The sequence below is a fragment of the Pseudoalteromonas sp. TB25 genome (genome assembly GCF_000497995.1).
Taxonomy (GTDB): domain Bacteria; phylum Pseudomonadota; class Gammaproteobacteria; order Enterobacterales; family Alteromonadaceae; genus Pseudoalteromonas; species Pseudoalteromonas distincta.
This window is the reverse complement of sequence record NZ_AUTI01000150.1, coordinates 1-1329: the sequence shown is the minus strand read 5'-3', so window position 1 is coordinate 1329 and position 1329 is coordinate 1. Positions and strand designations below refer to the sequence as shown.

At 42.7% G+C, this 1329-nt stretch carries 2 protein-coding genes; both read right to left on the bottom strand.

Annotation, left to right across the window (positions count from 1 at the left end):
• The coding region (locus L652_RS0103290; RefSeq protein WP_024603284.1) for an NAD(P)-binding domain-containing protein at positions 1-566 on the bottom strand (566 nt) is incomplete at its 3' end.
• Between the two features lie 10 nt (positions 567-576).
• On the bottom strand, positions 577-1329 hold a 753-nt coding region (locus L652_RS0103285), incomplete at its 5' end, for an enoyl-CoA hydratase/isomerase family protein (protein WP_024603283.1).

Genomic DNA, 1329 nt, shown 5'->3' with positions numbered 1-1329 from the left:
CCTGCCATTAAAATACTGAGTAGCATGTTATTACATATTTTTGCTACTTGCCCTGCGCCAATATCGCCTGCATGAAATATGTTTTTACCCATATCACTCAGCACTGTATGTGCTTTATCAAACGCTGCTTTTTCGCCGCCTACAATAAAAGTAAGTGTACCTGCAGTTGCGCCTGCAACGCCGCCCGATACCGGTGCATCTACAAAGCTTATGCCTTGTTTGCCAAGTGCACTGCCTACAGTGCGTGCTGATTCTGCATCAATTGTTGAGCAATCAATTACTAATGTATTTTTGCTCAGCACATTAATTAAACCGCTGTCGTCGTTATTACCCAAATACAGCGATTTAACATGTTTGCCTGCAGGTAACATACTAATAAGTATGTCAGCATTTGTTGCGCACTGCTTTGCATCAACTGCGGCTTTTGCACCTTTGCTTGCAAGTTCATTTACGACCGACTGGTTTAAATCGAACACGCTAACAGTATGCCCAGCTTTAATTAAGTTAGCCGCCATTGGGCCGCCCATATTGCCTAAGCCGATAAAACCGATATTGAGTTTAGTCATCGTCTTTCCTTTATTTGTGTGTTGGCGTGTCTAAGCCATTGAGTGGGTGGTTTTCGCCAAAGCGATTAGCAAAAAAGCTGTCGATTATTGTTTGTGGGACATCACTAAGTGTTTTGTACTGCCAATTAGGCGCGCCGTCTTTATCTATTAATAACGCTCTTACGCCTTCTTGAAACTCACCTACTTCGCCAGCGCGCACTGACATACCCAGCTCCATTTTAAAACACGTTAATAAGCTTTTGCCTTTACTTGTTTTTAATTGTTCACTAACGAGTGCGCAGCTTAGTGGGCATCCGTGTTTTAGTGACTTTTGGGCGCGTTGTAGCCATTTATCGTCAGTAGCTAGCCTTAAAATATAATCAACTTGCTCCTGCAAGGTTGTAAATTCACCCAATTTTTGAATTGTTTTTAAATTAGCTTTTATATTGCCTTTTGGCATACGCGCAGATTGGTTGTCTAAATCGGTTAATAACTTAGTTAAACGCTCATGATTTAAGCTTGCGGTTTTGCCCCATTTAGCTGCTAAAATTTGCGCAAGCATGACATCATATTTAGTGCTGTCGATAAAGTGATCGGCAAGCGATACAAAACGCGCGTCGTCGCAGTTAATTGATGCCGACGTTAACCCTAAAAATAGCCCCACACTTTGTGGCATTTTATGTAAAAAGTAACTGCCGCCTACATCAGGGTATAAACCTATGGTTTGCTCTGGCATGGCAATGCGTGATGTTTCGGTTACGACGCGGTGGCTAGCACCGGCCAT